At 70.9% G+C, this 17,091-nt stretch carries 12 protein-coding genes; 10 read left to right on the top strand and 2 right to left on the bottom strand.

Going from position 1 to position 17,091, the window contains the following annotated elements; translation table 11 throughout:
* The first annotated feature begins 92 nt into the window (after positions 1-92).
* The 3 genes from AB0I98_RS34760 to AB0I98_RS34750 are packed head-to-tail and all read left to right on the top strand — an operon-like array spanning position 93 to position 4,789.
* The gene (locus AB0I98_RS34760) at positions 93-1,478 is read left to right on the top strand and encodes a tetratricopeptide repeat protein (RefSeq protein ID WP_362948897.1); all 1,386 of its coding nucleotides are present in this window, start codon (positions 93-95) and stop codon (positions 1,476-1,478) included.
* Positions 1,478-3,142, top strand: coding sequence for a nickel transporter (locus AB0I98_RS34755; protein WP_362948895.1), 1,665 nt, complete (start codon positions 1,478-1,480; stop codon positions 3,140-3,142). The genes AB0I98_RS34760 and AB0I98_RS34755 overlap by 1 nt, the downstream gene beginning before the upstream one ends.
* 54 nt (positions 3,143-3,196) lie before the next feature.
* On the top strand, positions 3,197-4,789 hold the full coding sequence (locus tag AB0I98_RS34750; RefSeq protein ID WP_362948893.1) for a protein kinase: 1,593 nt from the start codon (positions 3,197-3,199) through the stop codon (positions 4,787-4,789).
* A 16-nt stretch (positions 4,790-4,805) separates the two neighbouring features.
* Here AB0I98_RS34750 and AB0I98_RS34745 read toward each other — a convergent pair whose 3' ends face one another.
* Complete coding sequence (locus tag AB0I98_RS34745) at positions 4,806-5,612, bottom strand: SGNH/GDSL hydrolase family protein (RefSeq protein ID WP_362948891.1); 807 nt, start codon at positions 5,610-5,612, stop codon at positions 4,806-4,808.
* 314 nt (positions 5,613-5,926) lie between these two features.
* Between AB0I98_RS34745 and AB0I98_RS34740 the strand changes: the two genes are divergently transcribed.
* The 7 genes from AB0I98_RS34740 (at position 5,927) to AB0I98_RS34710 (ending at position 15,570) form a co-directional block, all read left to right on the top strand.
* The gene (locus tag AB0I98_RS34740; protein ID WP_362948889.1) at positions 5,927-7,135 is read left to right on the top strand and encodes a S8 family peptidase; all 1,209 of its coding nucleotides are present in this window, start codon (positions 5,927-5,929) and stop codon (positions 7,133-7,135) included.
* A gap of 173 nt (positions 7,136-7,308) precedes the next feature.
* Positions 7,309-7,734, top strand: a complete 426-nt coding sequence (locus AB0I98_RS34735) for a hypothetical protein (protein WP_362948888.1) — start codon at positions 7,309-7,311, stop codon at positions 7,732-7,734.
* Between the two features lies 1 nt (position 7,735).
* On the top strand, positions 7,736-8,830 hold the full coding sequence (locus tag AB0I98_RS34730) for a GNAT family N-acetyltransferase (RefSeq protein WP_362948886.1): 1,095 nt from the start codon (positions 7,736-7,738) through the stop codon (positions 8,828-8,830).
* Between the two features lie 391 nt (positions 8,831-9,221).
* Positions 9,222-10,055, top strand: coding sequence for a glycosyltransferase family 2 protein (locus AB0I98_RS34725; RefSeq protein ID WP_362948885.1), 834 nt, complete (start codon positions 9,222-9,224; stop codon positions 10,053-10,055).
* Complete coding sequence (locus tag AB0I98_RS34720) at positions 10,052-11,032, top strand: glycosyltransferase family 2 protein (protein WP_362948884.1); 981 nt, start codon at positions 10,052-10,054, stop codon at positions 11,030-11,032. Before AB0I98_RS34725 ends, AB0I98_RS34720 begins: the two co-directional genes overlap by 4 nt.
* The gene (locus tag AB0I98_RS34715; protein WP_362948882.1) at positions 11,025-11,825 is read left to right on the top strand and encodes a polysaccharide deacetylase family protein; all 801 of its coding nucleotides are present in this window, start codon (positions 11,025-11,027) and stop codon (positions 11,823-11,825) included. Before AB0I98_RS34720 ends, AB0I98_RS34715 begins: the two co-directional genes overlap by 8 nt.
* Complete coding sequence (locus AB0I98_RS34710; protein WP_362948881.1) at positions 11,818-15,570, top strand: lipopolysaccharide biosynthesis protein; 3,753 nt, start codon at positions 11,818-11,820, stop codon at positions 15,568-15,570. The genes AB0I98_RS34715 and AB0I98_RS34710 overlap by 8 nt, the downstream gene beginning before the upstream one ends.
* A 10-nt stretch (positions 15,571-15,580) precedes the next feature.
* Here AB0I98_RS34710 and AB0I98_RS34705 read toward each other — a convergent pair whose 3' ends face one another.
* A complete protein-coding gene (locus AB0I98_RS34705) occupies positions 15,581-17,002 on the bottom strand; it encodes a xylan 1,4-beta-xylosidase (protein ID WP_362948879.1) in 1,422 nt (473 codons plus the stop codon).
* Positions 17,003-17,091 lie beyond the last annotated feature (89 nt).

The following is a 17,091-nucleotide window of genomic DNA, read 5'->3' as shown; positions in this document are numbered from 1 at the left end:
GAAAACTGGCGCGGCCCGCTCGTACCCATCCCCCACGGCGCGGGCCGCGTCGCTTGATTTCATCACTTCCTTCAGGCGACCGAGGAGAGGGCATGTCCCCGGGTACGGAAAACAGCGAGGCTTCTCAGCGGCCGGAGGCCGGGCGGCGTTGGCGGGTGGTGCAACTCGCCGGGTGTGCGGCCATGTTGGCGGTCGCCATGACAGCCGGGGCCATCGCGTTCGGGGCCATGCGGGACGAGGGGGGCCAGGCGGTCGCGTCGGCGCCCGCCGCCATCTCACCGGCGCTGCTGGCCGGCGGCGATCTCGACGCCAGCATCACCTCGCTGCAGGCCCATCTCCGCGCCCAGCCAAAGGACTTCGGCGGCTGGGCCACCCTCGGGCTCGCCTATGTCGAGCAGGCGCGGACGAAGGGTGACCCGTCGCGCTATCCGCAGGCCGAGCGGGCGTTGAAGCGGTCCCTGGAGCTCGAGGCCGACAACGACCAGGCGCTCGCGGGGCGTGCCGCGCTCGCCGCCGCCCGGCATGACTTCGAGGACGCGCTGAAGTACGCCGACCAGGCGCTGAAGCAGAACCCCTACAACGAACGCGCGCTGTCCTCCCGTATCGACGCCCTCGTCGAACTCGGCCGGTACGCCGACGCGTCGAAGGCCGCGGACGCCGCCGACTCGCGGCGTCCGGGGGTCCCCGTCTTCAGCCGGTACGCGTATGTGCGCGAGCTGCGCGGCGACGTACGGACGGCTCAGCGGGTGCTGGAGCAGGCCCTGGCGTCCGCCACGGCGCCCGGAGACATGGCGTACGTGGCGACGCAGCTCGGTCAACTCGCCTGGAACCAGGGCGACTACGAGAGGGCGCTGGAGCACTTCGCCCGCACGCTCGCCACCGACGAGAACTACCTCCCCGCGCTGGAGGGCCGCGCCCGTGCGCAGGCCGCGAGCGGTGACCAGGCCGGCGCGATCAAGGGGATGGAGCAGGTCGTGGCGCGGTATCCGCTGCCGGGCCCGCTCGTCGTCCTGGGCGAGTTGTACGAGGCCCGGGGCGTCGACGGGGACCGGGCGAAGGCGAACGACCAGTACGCCCTCGTCGATGCCTGGACCGCGCTCGCCCGTGCCAACGGCGTCAACGCCGACCTGGACACCGCGCTCGCCGCCGCCGACCACGGCGACGCCAAGTCGGCGCTGCGCGCGGCTCGTGCCGAGTGGGACCGCCGGCACACCGTGCACACCGCGGACGCCCTCGCCTGGGCGCTGCACAGGAACGGCCAGGACGAGGAAGCCCTCCCGTACGCGCGCCGCGCCACCGCGACCGGCTACCGCAACGCCGCGTTCCTCTACCACCGCGGCATGATCGAGCAGGCCACCGGCAACGCCAAGGACGCCCGCGCCTCGCTCACATCGGCGCTGAAACTGAACCCCGGCTTCTCGCCGCTGGGCGCGCGGGAGGCCCGTACGGCGCTCAAGGACCTGGAGGCGGCCCGCTGATGAGCCCCCGTCGTCTGTTCGCCTCCGGCGCGGCCGTCCTGACGGCCGTCGGCGCGCTCGTGCTCATCCCTGCCACGAGCGCAAGCGCGCATCCCCTCGGCAACTTCACTGTCAACCGCTACGACGGCCTCGTCGCCGCCCCCGGCGAACTCCGCGTCCGGCACGTCGAGGACCTCGCGGAGATCCCGGCGACCCAGGCCAAGCCCGACATCGAGAAGGCGGGCATGGCCGACTGGGCCCGGCAGCGGTGCGCCTCGGCCGCGCGGGACAGCGAGGTCACCGTCGAGGGGCGCGCGGTCGGCCTCACCGTCGCGGAGAGCCGCGCGCGCGTGCGGCCCGGACAGGCAGGGCTCGACACGCTCCGGGTGGAGTGCCGGCTGACCGCCCCGCTCCCCGACCAGGAGTCGCTGGCCCTCGACTTCCGCGGCGCGGGCGCCGAGTCCGGCCCCGGCTGGCGTGAGGTCACCGCACGCGGTGACCGTATGACGCTCTCCGCGTCGGACGTCCCGGAGAAGTCGATCTCCCGTGAACTGACCGAGTACCCCGAGGAGTTGCTCTCCTCCCCCGCCGACACCGCGACCGCGTCCCTGGGCATACGCTCCGGCGGCCCCGCCCTCGCCGACGACCAGCAGGACGCCCCGGCCGCCTCCGTGCTGCCGCGCGGCGCCGACCGCTGGACCCGCGCCCTGGACTCCCTCGTCGCCCGCCACGACCTCACCCTCGGCTTCGCCGCGCTGGCCCTGGTCATCGCGGTCGGCCTCGGCGCGATGCACGCCCTCGCCCCGGGCCACGGCAAGACCCTCATGGCCGCGACAGCGGCGGCCCACGGCGGCCGGGCCCGTCTCAGGAACGTCCTCCCCCTCGCCGCCTCCGTCACGGTCACCCACACCCTCGGCGTCGTCGCCCTCGGGCTCCTGGTGACGGCCGGCTCGGCGGCGACGCCCTCGGTGATCGCCTGGCTGGGCATCGCGAGCGGCGCCCTGGTGATCGCGGCGGGCGCGAATCTCGTACGACGGGCCTGGCGCAACCGGCGCCACACGCACGGACCCGGGCACACGCACGGCCACACGCACGGGCACACCCATGACCACCCGCACCCGCACCCCCATGACCACGACCACGAGCCCGACAAGCCCCCCGCCCGCCAACTCGCCCTGGTCGGCGCGGCATCCGCATCCCCCTCGGCGAACGCTCACGCTCACCCCCACGACCACCAGCACGACCACCAGCACCACGATCACCCCCACCCCCACGCCCACAGCCACTCACACACCGTCGAGCACTCACACGGCGGCTTCACCCACACCCACTCCACCGCCCCCACCCTCCGCGGCACGATCCTCCTCGGCTTCGCCGGCGGGCTCGTGCCCAGCCCGTCGGCCGTCGTCGTGCTCGTCGGTGCCGCCGCTCTCGGCAAGGCCTGGTTCGGGCTGCTGCTCGTCGTCGCGTACGGCGCGGGGCTCGCGCTGACCCTCACCGCGGCCGGGTTCGCCGTTGTCCGGCTGGGTACCGGCATGACCCGGGTGCTGGACAAGCGTCCGCGCTGGACCGCGAGCCCGACGGTGACCCTGCTGCGCAGGACCGCACCGCTGATGTCCGCGTTCGTCGTCGTCGCGCTCGGGATCGGATTGCTTCTCAAGGGGGCCGCATCCGCACTTGGCTGAGTTACGTTCGGGAAGAATTGAGGAGAATCGGCCCGGATGCGAATGGGGGAGCCCGTGTCCGAAGAACCGGGCAGTGAACGTGTGATCGCGGACCGCTACCGTCTGCTGTCCCCGCTCGGCGAGGGCGGCATGGGGACGGTGTGGCGGGCCCGCGACGAGCTGCTGCACCGCGAGGTCGCCGTGAAGGAGGTGCGTGCGCCCGCGGGGCTGCCCGCCTCGGAGGTCGAGCGGATGTACGCCCGGCTGGAGCGCGAGGCGTGGGCGGCGGCGCGGGTCGCGAACCGCAACGTGGTGACGGTGTACGACGTGGCCTCGGAGGGCGGCCGGCCGTGGATCGTGATGGAGCTGATCCGCGGGGTGTCGCTGGCGGACCAGCTGGAGGCCGAGGGCACGTTGTCGCCGCAGCGTGCCGCGCACATCGGCGCGGAGGTGCTGGCCGCGCTGCGGGCCGCGCACTCCGCCGGGGTGCTGCACCGGGACGTGAAGCCGGGCAACGTGCTGATGTCGAACGACGGCCGGGTCGTACTGACCGACTTCGGTATCGCCATGGTCGAGGGCAGCTCGGCGCTGACCATGACCGGGGAGGTCATCGGCTCGCCCGAGTTCCTGGCGCCGGAGCGGGCGCTGGGGCGTACGCCGGGTCCGGAGTCGGACCTGTGGTCGCTGGGCGTGCTGCTGTACGCGGCGGTGGAGGGCAGCTCCCCGTTCCGCCAGAACACCCCGCTCAGCACCCTGCGCGCGATCGTCGACGAGGAGCTGCCGCCGCCGCAGCGGGCCGGTCCGCTCGCCGGGGTCATCGAGGGGCTGCTGCGCAAGGACCCGGCCGAGCGGCTGTCGGCGGACCGGGCGGAGCAGGATCTGCGGCTGATCGGAGCGGGAGGCACCCCGCGCGCGGACACGCCGCCCGCGGTCCCCTACACACCGACGCTCGCGGCCCAGCCGCAGCAGGCGCCCACCCCGCCGTTCCCCGCCACCCAGCCCGTCCCCACCCCGGCGACGACCACCACGACCCGGGAACCCGATCGCAACCGCCGTGCCGCCATCGCCATCGTCGCGGGCCTCGCCGCCCTCGCACTGGCCCTGGCCGGACTGACGTACGCCCTGCTGAACAGGGAGGACAACGGGGGCGATCAAGGGGGCGGTACCACCACCAGCCAGACGAGCGAGGGCAGTTCGCCGTCCGAGTCCGACGACGGGGCCGGTGAGGCGACCGGGTCTGCCGAGAGTCCGAGCGAGGAGAAGACGACCTCGGCCCCGCCGCAGCAGTCGGTGCAGGCCTCGTTGACGGGCGCGAACACGGAGTACTCCGGGGCGTGTCCGCCGCCGGACGGCGAGGCGCCCGCGTTCACGGCGACGATCACGGTCGGGCAGCTTCCGGCCGAGGTGAGTTACCGGTGGGTGTCCCAGGACGGCAAGGTGATGGACCAGGGCTGGAAGACGCTGTCGTTCCCCGAGGGCGGCTCACGGACCAAACAGGACCGGGCGTTCGTGACGACGTACGACGACAGCGGGACCTTCGAGAACGAGATCAGCGTCGAGGTACGCGACCCGGTGCGGACCACATCCAACTCGGTACCGTTCTCGGTGACCTGCGAGCCGGAGACCCCGACGAACGGGGTCTCCCCCTCACCTACGGCTTCTCCCTAGTCGTTCGCGTCGAGCCTCAGTCGTTCGCGTTCAGCACCGGCAGGTACCCGCCGACCTGGCCGCTCGCGTTCGGGTGGTACGACTCGCTGATGTTGGCCAGGTTCACGCTGTGCAGCCAGGGGCTGGCGGAGCAGATCTCGTGGCCGGTGAAGGTGGGGCGGACGTCGCCGAAGGCGAAGCCGTGGTCGGCGGCGCGCTTGGCGATGGCGGTGTCGAGGTGGTCGGCGGCGTCGTTGATCGCCTTCCGCTTGGTCTCGGAGAGCCCTAGGCAGAGGGCGCCGAGCCGGTAGAGGCGGGGGTAGCCGAGCACGACGACGCGGGCGGACGGGGCCTTGGCGCGGATCACCGAGTAGACGTTGTCGAGCTTGCCGGGCAGCGTCGAGTCGACGTACGCCCGGGCGGTGTTGACGCGGGACACGCAGGCGCTGTCGGACTGCAGCACGCAGGTGACCATCACGTTCATGAAGCCGGCGTCGTTGCCGCCGATGGTGATGGACACGAGGGACGTGGCGGCGCTGAGCGGGCCGAGCTGACTCGCCAGAACATCATCCGTTCGGGCGCCCGCGCAGGCGGTGAAGTCGAACGTCGAGGGTGAGTTGGCGGCGGCCCAGAGGTAGGCGTACGCCCTCGTGCTGCGCTTGCACTCGCCGCTGGAGGCGATGTAGCTCCCCGCGCCGAGTCCGGAGGAGTAGGAGTCGCCGAGGGCCACATAGCCGCCTTCTGCGGCGGGCTGGGCGGCCTGTGCGGTGGCCGATCCGGTGAGGGTGACACCGACGGCCAGGAGGAGTGAACTGACGTATACGGCAATTCGGGAACGTCTCATGGAACCTCCCTATAGCAGGATCTCTGCCACAACCGTCGTAGCAACTACGCGTGTTGAACGGAAGTGTCCATGCCAAGACTTTCCGGTGCTTTCCGGGATCTGCACCAGGGGTTCACCCGGTCGCTTATTTCGTGCTCATGACAGATTTGTTGACAGACGCTCAACTCCCTTTCGCAGCGCCCGTAAACGGCTGATCCTTTACTTCAGCCCGGGACGGAACGCGACGCTCCGGGTCGTGTGCGCGATGACGCGCGCACCCCCCACAGACGCGCGCCCCACCCAGGCGCGCGCCGCCAAGAGGAGGACTCCCTCGTATGGCACAGCTGCGTAGCAAGAGATTCCGGTTCGCCGCGATAACCAGCCTGGCGACCGCCGCCCTCGTGGGCGGGCTCACCGCACTTCCCGCCGAGGCCGCACCGGCCGAGGGGAAGGTGCTCGCGGCCGACTCCCCCACCGCGATCAAGGACAGCTACATCGTCACGCTCAAGAAGAGCGCCGGCCTCAAGGCCGCGTCGAGCGCGGGCAAGAGCCTGGTCACGGAGTACGGCGGCACGGTGAAGAAGACGTTCGGCACGGTGCTGAACGGCTACACGGCCACCCTCTCCGCTACCGAGGCCAAGCAACTCGCCGCCGACCCGGCGGTGGCCTCCGTCGAGCAGAACCAGCGCGTACACCTGACCGACACCACGCAGACCAACGCTCCCTGGGGCCTGGACCGCTCGGACCAGACCTCGCTCCCGCTGTCCGGCACCTACACATACCCGGACAGCGCGGGCAGCGGCGTGACCGTATACGTCATCGACACCGGCGTCCGGATCACCCACTCGCAGATCAGCGGCCGTGCCACCTACGGCTATGACGCGGTCGACGGCGACACCACCGCCTCCGACGGCAACGGCCACGGCACCCATGTGGCCACCACGATCGCGGGCAGCACCTACGGCATCGCCAAGAAGGCGAACATCGTGGGCGTGCGGGTGCTCAACAACGCGGGCTCCGGCACCACGGCGGGCGTGGTCGCGGGCATCGACTGGGTGACGGCCAACCACTCCGGTCCCTCGGTCGCCAACATGTCGCTCGGCGGCGGCGCCTCCACCGCGCTGGACACCGCGGTCGCGAACTCCATCGCCAGCGGTGTGACCTACGCGGTCGCGGCGGGCAACAGCAGCGCCAACGCCTCCTCGTACTCCCCGGCCCGCGTCGCCTCCGCGATCACGGTCGGCGCCACCACCAACACGGATGCAAAGGCGAGCTACTCCAACTACGGCTCGATTCTGGACATCTTCGCGCCGGGCTCCTCGATCACGGCGGGCTGGTACACCAGCGACACCGCGACCAACACCATCTCCGGTACGTCGATGGCGACGCCGCACGTCGCGGGCGCGGCCGCGGTCTATCTGGCGAACCACACCTCGTCCACCCCGGCGCAGGTCGCCTCGGCGCTGACCAGTGGCGCGACCACCGGTGTGGTCACCAGCCCGGGCACCGGCTCCCCGAACCGGCTGCTGAAGATCGTTCCGTGACGGCAACCGGCCTGAAGTGACAGGGTGTTCCCCGGAGGCGTCCGTCGCCTCCGGGGAACACTTGTGCAAAGAGCGTCACGAGTCGGGTGACCGTCTTCCCCGTCTTGACGGCCCCCGCAAGGCTGCGTCACATTGAAGCCCGGCATCCGGCGCGTCGGGGGGCAAAGTCGCCAATGCAGACCATAGGTATCAAGCGTTCTTCAACGGACGGCGCCGAGCGCGCCCGTCCCGCGTCGGCGAGAGATCTGACGCCGCTGCTCGCGGGCGCGGCGACCGCCGTCGGAGGAATCGGCGCGGGGCTCGCGCTCGCCGATTCGGGCTCGCCGCTGCGCGGCCCGCTCACCCTCTTCTTCCTGCTCGCGGCACCGGCCGCGGCCATCGCCGCGGCCCTGCGCGGACTGCCCCCGCTCGGCCGGATCCTGGTCGCGGTCGCCGGCGCGGTCGTCGTGAACATGCTGGTCGCCCAGGCCATGCTGGCCGTGCACCGGTGGTCCATCGGAGGCGGTGTCGCGGCCGTGACCGCGATCAGCTCCCTCACTCTCCTGCTGGTTCTGGTACGGCGACTGCGCGGCCGTACGGCTCAAAGGCGGACTGACTGACGTGGACATCAGCGTGTACCGCCCCGGCGAGCTGAGCCAAGCCGACCGGGCGGCCTGGACAGCCATGCAGTCGAAAGCGCATCTGCATGGATCTCCCGAGCTGGCGAACCCGTTCCTCTCCCCCGAGTTCACGCTCGCGGTGGGCCGGCACCGGCGCGGGGTGCGGATCGCGGTCGTACGGGAGAACGGCGAACCGGCCGCGTTCTTCCCGCACCAGAGATCCGCCGCCGGCGTCGGACGGGCCATCGGACTCGGCATCTCGGACGCCCAGGGCCTGGTGCACCGGCCGGGGTTCAGCTGGGACGCCCGGGCGCTGCTGCGGGCCTGCGGGCTGTCCGTCTGGGAGTTCGACCACCTGGTGGAGGGCCAGGGACCGTTCCAGGCGGAGGCGACCGGAAGCTTCGCGTCGCCCGTGATGGACGTCGACCAGGGCTACGACACCTATCTGAGCGATCTGCGGGCCCGGTCGCCGAAGTTCACCAAGACCACGCTCGCCAAGGAGCGCAAGCTCGGCCGGGACGCCGGCGAGGTGCGCTACGTCCATGACGAGCGCGACCCGGCGGCCCTGCGCACGCTCATGGCATGGAAGTCGGCGCAGTACCGCCGGACCGGGCGCAGCGACCGGTTCGCGCACGAGTGGATCACCCAGCTCGTGCGGCATCTCTTCCACACCCGCTCCGAGCCGTTCGCGGGGATCCTGTCCGTGCTGTACGCGGGCGAGACGCCGATCGCCGCGCACTTCGGGCTGCGCACCGAGCGGGTGCTGGCCTGCTGGTTCCCGGCGTACGACCCGGCATTCTCGAAGTACTCCCCCGGTCTGATCCTGCATCTGCGTATGGCGGAGGCCGCCGCCGCCGACGGGATCGCGTATCTGGATCTCGGCCGGGGCCAGAAGGAATACAAGGACTCCCTCAAGACACGGGAACTCACCGTGTCCGAAGGGTGGGTGACGCGCCGCCACCCGGTGGCGCTCGGGCACCGGGCGCGACGCGCTCCGGTCCGGGCGCTGCGCAACACGGTGGTGGCCCGGCCGGAACTGTTCGAACGAGCGGACAAAGCGCTCAAACGGATAGGCAAAATCCGATCGGGACGATAGGTATCGCTATCTATCGTTCGGTAACGGACACAACGACAAAAATGTGAGGCCTTGTTCCAGGTCTTGCCATACAGGCTCAATCGTCAATACCGTCGTACATCTCACCCGCATCGGGTCATCGGCGTTCGGTCCAAGGGGAGGGCTCGAGGACCACGATGGCTCCGGCGCGGGGCGCGGTAGGGGGGTGCCGTGCTCGGTGACCACACCATGTGCCGAGTCGTGCCGCGCGACCGAATGCCCGATCGCGGCAGTCGGCCAGCTTTGCCAGCTCACCCGGCATGCACGGAGATCGATGCCGGCATGCCGTAAGTGAGATACCCCCCTTTCGAACCGGACACAGAGCCGGGCCGCCCGGGGGCGGGCGGTCCACCGGACGAGAGGGACCAGACTCATGAGCTCAGTTCTGCGCCCGGCCAGCACGGGCCAGGATCCGATCACCGCCGGTGCCTACCGGCCCATCTCCTCTCACCTGGCCATCACGCCACCGGTGAGTGTGGTGATTCCCGCCATGAACGAGGCGGAGAATCTTCCGTACGTCTTCAAGACGCTGCCCGGCTGGATCCACGAAGTGATTCTGGTGGACGGCAACTCCACCGACGGCACCGTCGAAGTCGCCCGCGAGCTGTGGCCCGACGTCAAGGTCGTCGAGCAGCGCGGCAAGGGCAAGGGGGACGCGCTGATCACCGGGTTCGAGGCGGCCACCGGCGACATCATCGTGATGGTCGACGCGGACGGCTCGGCCGACGGCAACGAGATCGTCTCGTACGTCTCCGCCCTCGTCTCGGGCGCGGACTTCGCCAAGGGCTCCCGCTTCGCCAACGGCGGCGGCACCGACGACATGACGCCGATCAGAAAGCTCGGCAACTGGGCGCTGTGCACGGCCGTCAACCGCAAGTTCGGCGCCCGCTACACGGATCTCTGCTACGGATACAACGCGTTCTGGCGGCACTGCCTGGACAAGATCGAGCTCGACTGCACCGGCTTCGAGATCGAGACGCTGATCAACATCAGGGTGGTCAAGGCGGGTCTGAAGGTGCAGGAGATACCCAGCCACGAGTACCTCCGCATCCACGGCACCAGCAATCTGCGGGCCGTGCGGGACGGGCTGCGGGTGCTCAAGGTGATCCTCAAGGAGCGCTCCAACCGGCGTGCGCTGCGCCGCCGTGAGCAGCACTCCCCGATGCTCGACTCGGTGCTCGACTCGGCGCGGGGAGAGGTGTCTTGAGCGACCTGGACATCTCCGTCGTGATCTGCGTCTACACCGAGGACCGCTGGGAGGACATCCTCGCGGCGGTCGCCTCGGTCCGGGCGCAGTCCCGGCCCGCCCTGGAGACGCTGCTGGTCGTCGACCACAACGCGGCACTCCTGGACCGGCTGGCCAAGGAGTACAAGGAAGCGGCCGAGGTGCGGGTGCTCGCCAACGCGGGTCCCCGCGGCCTGTCCGCCGGCCGCAACACCGGCATCGCGGCCTCGCACGGCGAGGTGATCGCCTTCCTCGACGACGACGCCGTCGCCGAGCGCGACTGGCTGCGGCACTTCGCGGACGGGTACGCCGACCCGCAGGTGATGGCGGTCGGCGGGCGCACCATGCCGATCTGGGCGTCGCGGCGCCGGCCGACCTGGTTCCCGGAGGAGTTCGACTGGGTGGTGGGCTGCACCTACAAGGGCCTGCCCGCCGGCCGGGTCCGGGTGCGCAACGTCCTCGGCGGCAACGCCTCGTTCCGTCGTACGGCGTTCGAGGCGGCCGGCGGATTCGCCACCGGCATCGGACGCGACGGCGACAAGCGCCCGCTGGGCTGCGAGGAGACGGAGCTGTGCATCCGGCTCACCCGGGCCAGACCGGACGCCGTGCTGCTGATCGACGACCGTGCGGTGATCCACCACAGGGTGCCCGAGGCGCGTGAGCACTTCGGGTACTTCCGCACGCGCACCTACGCCGAGGGCCTGTCCAAGGCGCTGGTGGCCCGAAGTGTCGGCGCGGACAAGGGACTTGAGTCGGAGCGCCGGTACGCGACCCGGGTGCTGCCCGCCGGAGTGGCCCGCGGGCTGCGCGACGCCCTGCTGGCCCGGCCGGGCGGCGCGGGACGGGCGGGCGCGATCGTCGCGGGGGTGCTGACGGCGGCGGGCGGGTACGTCGTGGGGAGCGTGCGGGCACGCAAGGGGGCTTTCGTCGTGCCGGAGCCGGGAGGCGGTCGTGACTGACGCGCGCGTGCCGATCCTCATGTACCACGCGGTGGCGGCCGAACCGAGCGCTGCCACCCGTGCCCTGTCGGTGACACCCGAGGCGTTCGCCGAACAGATGGCGGTGATCGCCGACCTGGGCCTCGCCCCCATCTCCACGGCGGAGCTGGCCGAACGCTGGCGCTACGGCGGACCGCTGCCCGACCGCCCGGTCCTGGTCACCTTCGACGACGGCTACGAGGGCGTGCACCGGCACGCCCTGCCCGTCCTCACCAAGCACTCCTTCGCGGCCACCGTGTTCGTCACCACCGGCTGGCTGCGCGGCCCGCACCACGCGGGCGGTGAACTCGGCACCATGCTCGACTGGGACCAGGTCCGCGATCTCGCGGCCGCCGGTGTCGAGATCGGCGGGCACAGCCACACCCATCCGCAGCTCGACCAGCTCCCGGACGACCGGCTGCGCCGGGAGCTGATCCTGTGCAAGGAGATCGTCCAGGACGAACTGGGCTCCGTACCGGGCTCGTTCGCGTACCCGTACGGCTACTCCAGCCGCCGGGTGCGCGAGGCGGTCCACGAGACGGGGTACGGCCAGGCGCTCGCCGTCAACAACGGTCTCGCGCGACGCCGGCAGGGGCCGTACGCCCTGACCCGGCTCACCGTGCGGCGCGGCACGTCGATCGACGAGTTCATGCGGCTGGTCGAGGGCCGCGCGATCGCGCGCACGTTCGCCGGGGACCGTGCCCTCACCAAGGGGTACGCCCTGGTCCGTAGAGCCCGACAGGTCCGCCGGAAGGCCATCCGTTCCCGTGTCTGACACGACCACCAAGACCGAGGCCCAGCCCGAGACACAGGCGCCCGAGCGGTCGGGGCGCCGGCTGCGGCTGCCCGGACTCGGCCGGTCCGGGGGCGGCAGCCAGCTGTTCCGCAACGCCTACGCGCTGATGCTCAACACTGGTATCTCCGCCGTGCTGGGCCTCGGCTACTGGCTGGTCGCCGCCCGCTACTACTCCGAGTCGGCGGTCGGCCAGGGCTCCGCCGCGATCGCCGCGATGAAGCTCCTCGCGGGGCTGACCGCGGTGACGCTGACCGGCGCGCTGGCCCGCTTCATACCGCTCGCCGGACGCAGCACCGGGCGGCTCATCTTCCGTACCTACGCGGGCAGTTCGGTGATCGTGGCGCTGGCCGCGGGCATCTTCCTGCTCACGCTGGACATGTGGGGGCCGTCGTACCGCTTTCTGAACGGGCCGCTGCCCGCGCTCGGGTTCGTGGTCGCGGTGATCGCCTGGAATCTGCTCACCCTCCAGGACGGGGTGCTGACCGGGCTGCGCAGCGCGCTGTGGGTGCCGGTGGGCAACACCGTGTTCTCCGCGGTCAAGCTGGTTCTGCTGGTCGCGATCGCCGCGGCGGTCCCGATGGCCGGCGTCTTCGTGTCGTGGGTCGCGGCGATCGCCGTGTCCGTGCTGCCGCTGGGCTGGCTGGTGTTCCGGCGCCTGGTGCCCAAGCACGTCAAGGCGACCGACGAGCAGGCCAAGCCGCCGACGCTGAGGGAGATCGGGCGGTTCCTGGCGGGCGACTACACCGGGTCGCTGTTCTCGCTCGCGGTGGTCTATCTGGTGCCGGTGATCGTCGCCGCGCAGGTGAGCTCCGCCGACAACGCGTACTTCTACATCGCCGCCACCATCGGCGGGACGGTCAATCTGCTCGCCATCAACATGGGCGCCTCCCTGACCGTCGAGGGCTCGCACGATCCGGGGCGGCTGGCCGCCAACACCCGTGCCGCGCTGAAGCGGATGGCTCGGATCATGGTGCCGGTCGCCGTCATCCTGTTCTTCGGCGCCCCGTGGATCCTCGGTGTCTTCGGCGGGGGCTACGCGGACGCGGCCACGCCGTTGCTGCGCTGGTTCGCGGTGGGCGGGCTGCTGCGGGTCGTGATGGAGACGTACTTCGCGGTGCTGCGCGCGCAGAGCCGTACCGCCGGACTCGCGTGGCTGCAGGGCCTGTTGTGTGCCCTGGTGCTCGGGCTGACGCTGGTGCTGCTGCCCCGCATGGGCCTGACCGGAGCGGGCGTCGCCGAGGTCGGCAGCCTCGCCGTGATCGTGGCGATCGCCGCGCCCAAGCTCTTCCGGACCGTCATGACCGCACCAGCCGCCGCTCCCCAGGACGCGGCACCGCCCGACGGGGACCTCGCCGACCTGGGGGCGCGCGAGGTTCCCGCCGGAGCGAAGCCGCGTCGGCGCGGGCCGGGCTGGGCGCTCGACTCCGACACGCTCGCGCTCGGCATCCATGTCGACTTCGACCACCAGGAACGCCGCCCGGATGTGCGTCCGGGGCCGGGGACGCCGCCTACGGGGTCGCCGGTGGTGCGGGTGGAGCCTCACCGGCCGATGTGGGCGCATCAGCCCAAAGGGCCGGAGATCGTGGGGCTGCCGGTGGAGGAGAGGGAGCCGGGACTGGAGGTGTCGGCTGCTCCGGCGCCGGTGGCCGAGGTTCCGGACATCCCGGAACCCTCCGAACCCCCCGCACCCCGCTCCCTCCGCGAACGCCTGCAACCCACCCGCTCCGGCCTGATCCTCGGCTGTCTGCTGATCGCCGCCCTGCTCCTGTACTGGGTCCCGGCCCTGCGCCTCGGCGAGGCCGACCTGGACGGCATGGGCGGGCTCGGGCTGATCTCCGTACTGCCGGTGCCGACGCTGACCGGCGCTGCGCTGCTGATCGTGGTGTTCGCGTCGCTGCTCTGGCCGCAGCGCGAGCACCGGGCCCTGCTGCTGATCACGCTGCTCGCCACCGTCGTGTCGCTGCACGCGCTGCCCGCGGTGATCGAGACGGAACCGCGGTTCGCGACGGCCTGGCAGCATCTGGGCTTCCTCGACTACATCGACCGGACCGGGTCCGCCGTACCCGACCTGGACGCGCGCTGGAGCTGGCCGGGATTCTTCGCGGCGGCCACGTTCGTGGCGGAGGCCTGCGGGATCACGGACTTCACCGAGATCATCCGCTGGTGGCCACTGACCATGCAGCTGCTGTACCTGGCACCGCTGTTCCTGCTCACCCGCTCGATGCGGGCGAGCTGGCGGGCCAAGTGGACCGGCATCTGGGTGTTCGTGCTCAGCGGCTGGGTCGGCCAGGACTACTTCTCACCGCAGGGCTTCACCTATCTGCTGTATCTGGTGTTCGCGGCGATCCTGCTGGTCTGGTTCCGCGCGCCCCGGGTGATCTGGACGAAGCAGCGGCCCGGCGAGGCGGAGGTCGAGCCGACGGACCGGCGGCAGCGTGCCGTGCTGCTGCTGGTCGTACTCGGCCTGTTCGCGGCGACCGTGCCCGCGCACCAGCTCACCCCGTTTGTGATGCTCGGCGTGGTGACGGTCCTCGTCCTCATCGGCAAGTCCGAACTGCGCGGCCTGCCCATCCTGTTCGGCGTGATGGTGATCTCCTGGATCGGCTTCATGGCCGAGCCGTACTGGTCCGGTCACTTCGACGAGCTGTTCGGCGGGGTCGGCGGCGTCGGCGGCAATGTGTCCTCGTCGGTGTCCGGCCGGATCGAGGGCGGCAGCTCGACACACAAACTCGTGCTGTACGTGCGCGTGCTGCTGGCCGGCGGTGTGATGGCCTTCGCCTGCTGGGGCTGGTGGCGGCGGCGCGACCACAAATACCGGGAGCGCTCGCTCCTCGTCCTGGCCTTCGTGCCGTTCCTGGGCTTCGGCATGCAGTCGTACGGCGGTGAAATGGCGCTGCGCGTCTTCATGTTCGCGCTGCCGGGCGCGGCCCTGCTCATGGGGCTCGCCCTCTTCCCCCGGACCGGCGTCACCGCGAAGGAGCGCGACAAGGACCGGGTGAGCCTGGCACCGCTGGCCGCGCTGATGGCAGGGCTGGTCCTCATGGGCGGCTTCCTGGTGGCCCGTTGGGGCAACGAGCCGTTCGAGCGGGTACGGCCCGGCGAGGTCGCCGGCATGGAGTACGTGTACGCCCACGACGAGCCGAGCGCCCGGCTGCTGTGGCTGAGCAGCGACACGGTGAACGACGTGACACCGGCGATGCCGTGGGGCTCGCGGGACATGGAGAAGGTGGCGTATCTGCCGACTCTGGCGCCGACCGACCCGGTGCTGGTGTCGGGGCTGGTCAAGGCGCTGAAGGACGCGGGCCCGAACTCGTATCTGATGATCAACCGCAGCCAGGTGGTCTATCTGCAGTTCGACATGGGCTATTCGAAGACCTGGGACACCAGGCTCATCCAGAACCTGGACAGGCGGCAGGAGTTGACGAAGGCCTATGTCAACGAGGACGTGACCATCTACACCCTGCGCAAGCAGCCCGCGGGCGACATCGCCAAGGCCGACCCCGGCCCGATCGGACCCCAGGTGACCTGGACGCCCTGGTCGGTCGTCGGAGGCCTCGCCGCCCTCGCACTGATCGTGCTGCTCACGGCACGCGAGGTGGTCCGGGTCGCGGTGCGGCCGAGCGTGCGGCAGCTGCGCTGGCTGCAGAGCACGTTCTGGTTCTCGCTGCCGCTGCTGGCGGTGCTGCTGGCTTCGCTGGTGCAGCGGTTCCTGACGATCAAGTAGGTGAAGTGGCTCAACGCCGGAGCCACTTCACCTCGTACGCCTGCATCGTGATCCGGTGGCCGTCGACCGTCACGCCGACCTGTCGGTCCTGGGTGTTGACCACGAGGGCGACCTTGTCGGTGGCGAGGACCCGGACCTTGGAGGCGTCGGACTTCGCGACGGAGACGTTCTCGTACCGCGTGCCGGGCGGGAACTCGGCGTTGAAGCGGGAGACCAGGTCGTACATGGGCTGTTTCTGGCCGCCCCGGCTCCCGGATGTGGGCGTCCACAGGCACCCGGGGCATTCGGTGCCCTGCTCCGCCTCGGGGTTCCAGTAGAAGCCGGAGGAGGCGCCGCCCTTGGCCATCGCGATCATCCCGGCGGCCTGGACGGCGCCGCGGCGGGTCTCGGACCAGCCGTGCCGGTCGTCGTTGCCGTCGGCGGGCTCGACGTAGTACTCGGCCCACCACAGCGGCAGTCCGGGGGCCCGCTCGCGCACCCACTGTCCGACGGCGGTGAACTTGTCGGTGGCGGCGAACTCATCGGGCAGCAGTTCGTCGTCCCTGGTGTAGCTGGAGCCGTCGACGACAACGAAGTCGGCGCCAGCCCTGTGCTCGTTCCAGTAGTCGAAGGCGTCCAAGGTCCGCTGGTCCATGGCGCCCCAGGGCCCCTTGAACGTCTTCGACGCGTCGTCCTCACGCGGATCGAGACTGTCCATGACCAGGTACGGGCCGCCGACCAGGATGTCCTTGTCGACCTTCTTCAGCGCCTTGTACACGAGGTTGTAGAGCGTGGTGTAGCCCTCGTAGTCCCAGCGGGCCTCGGTGTCGTTCCAGAAGCCCTTGAACTCGTTCCAGACGATGAAGTGGCGCACGTCCGGATAGCGCTTGGCGACGGTCGCGGCGAGCGCGGCGTAGTCGTCGAAGTGCTCGGGCTCCGGCGCGGTCTCCAGCGCGGCCTGCCTCCAGTCGGTGTCGTCGACGCCCGCCCTGCCGCCCTTCATCCAGTCCGGGGCGCAGCACAGCGTGACCACCGGGGTGCCGCCGGACCGGCGGACGAAGTCGATACGGCTGTCCATCGCCTCGAAGTCGTAACGCCCCTTCACCGGCTCGGGATTGTCGGCGCCCCAGCCCATGATGTGCTGGATCTGCGGCACGCCCCCGCCCCGCGCCAGCAGCCCCTCGACGCGGGCGACGGCGGCGGGACTGCCCTCGTCGGCGCTGAACTGGGTGTGCGTGAAACCCCAGCCGACCTCGGGCTCGGGCCTGTCCGGCGTGGGAGCCGGTGTGCCGTGCACCTTGTCGCCTTCGCGTGAGGTGCCGTCGGTACTCGCGCCGTTCCCCGGAAGCGTGCTCAGCAGGGTCACGACCAGAGCCAGCGCGGCCGCACCCACACCGAGCAACGCGGTGAGCCGCCACCGCCCCGCCCCCGAATTCCACCCATGACGTCCCATCGAGGGCCACAGTATCGGCGGAAACGTCCGTTCGGGAGGCTGTTCCCGTTACTGGACGGACACCGCCAACACCGGCGATCCACGACACA

The sequence above is a fragment of the Streptomyces sp. NPDC050211 genome (assembly GCF_040656035.1).
In the GTDB taxonomy this organism is placed as follows: Bacteria; Actinomycetota; Actinomycetes; order Streptomycetales; family Streptomycetaceae; genus Streptomyces.
This window is presented reverse-complemented; position numbering and strand designations above follow the sequence as displayed.

What these genes read in the sequence shown, in the direction of transcription:
- AB0I98_RS34760 (WP_362948897.1), top strand. Translation starts at nt 93, where the DNA reads ATGTCCCCGGGTACGGAAAACAGCGAGGCTTCTCAGCGGCCGGAGGCC.
- AB0I98_RS34755 (WP_362948895.1), top strand. Translation starts at nt 1,478, where the DNA reads ATGAGCCCCCGTCGTCTGTTCGCCTCCGGCGCGGCCGTCCTGACGGCC.
- AB0I98_RS34745 (WP_362948891.1), bottom strand. Translation starts at nt 5,612, where the DNA reads ATGAGACGTTCCCGAATTGCCGTATACGTCAGTTCACTCCTCCTGGCC.
- AB0I98_RS34740 (WP_362948889.1), top strand. Translation starts at nt 5,927, where the DNA reads ATGGCACAGCTGCGTAGCAAGAGATTCCGGTTCGCCGCGATAACCAGC.
- AB0I98_RS34735 (WP_362948888.1), top strand. Translation starts at nt 7,309, where the DNA reads ATGCAGACCATAGGTATCAAGCGTTCTTCAACGGACGGCGCCGAGCGC.
- AB0I98_RS34725 (WP_362948885.1), top strand. Translation starts at nt 9,222, where the DNA reads ATGAGCTCAGTTCTGCGCCCGGCCAGCACGGGCCAGGATCCGATCACC.
- AB0I98_RS34705 (WP_362948879.1), bottom strand. Translation starts at nt 17,002, where the DNA reads ATGGGACGTCATGGGTGGAATTCGGGGGCGGGGCGGTGGCGGCTCACC.